At 66.3% G+C, this 1,518-nt stretch carries 1 protein-coding gene; it reads left to right on the plus strand.

Annotated elements, in window-relative coordinates; genetic code table 11:
• Positions 1-235: 235 nt before the first annotated feature.
• Positions 236-1,492, plus strand: coding sequence for a M20 family metallo-hydrolase (locus tag ACFTZB_RS45575; RefSeq protein WP_378442582.1), 1,257 nt, complete (start codon positions 236-238; stop codon positions 1,490-1,492).
• Positions 1,493-1,518: the final 26 nt, after the last annotated feature.

Genomic DNA, 1,518 nt, shown 5'->3' on the forward strand with positions numbered 1-1,518 from the left:
CACCCACACGACGCGAGTCGTGTGGGTGGGCATACGTATCACGCCTCAGCGAACCCGCCGCAGGGGATGCCTGTGGAAATGCACAACGATCGTGCGCGAACCGGTTGAGGTTCGTCATCCCGAAATCAGGCCGGGACGTGCTTGTATTGATGCATCCCCAGTCGCACACGATGTCGACTCCGCTCCCCGGACGCCGGGGCCGGCGGACACAGATCCACTCCCGGGAGGAATCCACATGACCACCGCCAGCAAGACCGATCTGGATCGTTCCGTGGTCGCGGACTTTCAGCAGTTGTCACAGTTCGGCGCGACTCCGGGTGGCGGCGTCGATCGGCAGGCCGCCACCGACGCCGACGGCGCCCAGCGGGCCTGGCTCGCCGAATGGCTCGTCGCCCGAGGATTTCGTGTCGAATACGACCGCGCAGGCAACCAATTCGGCCTACTGGAAATCCATCCCGGTGCCCCCTATGTTCTGACGGGCTCGCATCTGGACAGTCAGCCGCTCGGCGGCCGCTACGACGGCGCGTACGGTGTGCTCGCCTCGGCGCACGCCGCTCAGCGCGTTGCGCAGAAGTGGAGGGAGGGCACCATCGCGCCGAAATACAACCTCGCGGTGGTCAACTGGTTCAACGAGGAAGGCTGCCGGTTCAAGCCGAGCATGATGGGCAGTTCCGTCTTCACCGGCAAACTCGATGTGCAGCAGGCGCTGTCCACCACCGATCGCGACGGCGTCACGGTCGCGGAGGCGCTGTCGGGTATCGGCTGCCTCGGACCGGGTGCGGGACCGCAAGCCGCCGCGTACGCCGAGATCCACATCGAGCAGGGCCGCAATCTCGAGAACGACGGAATCACCATCGGGGTGGTCGACTCCACGTGGGCGGCGCAGAAGTACGAACTGGTGGTCCACGGCGATCAGTCCCACACCGGGTCGGCGACGATGCCCGATCGGCAGGACGCGCTGCTCGGGGCTTCCCTGCTGGTGGTCGCGGCACGCGAGCTGGCCGAGGATTTCGCGGCCGCGCCACTGCACACCTCGGTCAGCCAGATGACCATCGAACCCAATTCTCCGGTCGTCATCGCCCGGGAGGTGCGGATGCACCTCGACCTGCGGTCGCCGAACGAATCGGTCGTCGATCTCGCGAACGAGCGACTGATGGCCCGGTTCGCCGAGATCGAGACCCGGGCCCGGGTGCGCATCGAGAAGGCCACCGCGCATTCGTGGGGAGTGGCAGCCTATCAACCCGAGGGGGTGAAGCTCTCCATGGCCGCCGCGGAGAACCTGGGGCTGACGTATCGGCAGATCATGACAGTCGCCGGACACGATTCGGTGAACATGAAGGATGTCGTGCCGACGGTGATGCTGTTCGTGCCCAGCGTCGACGGGATCTCGCACAACGAGCACGAATTCACCACCGACGACGACGTGTGCGCCGGCGTGGACCTGTTGACCGAGGTGGTCGGCCGTCTCGCGGTCGGAGAACTCGACGCATAGTCGGCCCCGAAGCCGCCGCGCCGTGC

This window comes from Rhodococcus sp. NPDC057014 (genome assembly GCF_042673295.1).
In the GTDB taxonomy this organism is placed as follows: domain Bacteria; phylum Actinomycetota; class Actinomycetes; order Mycobacteriales; family Mycobacteriaceae; genus Rhodococcus_F.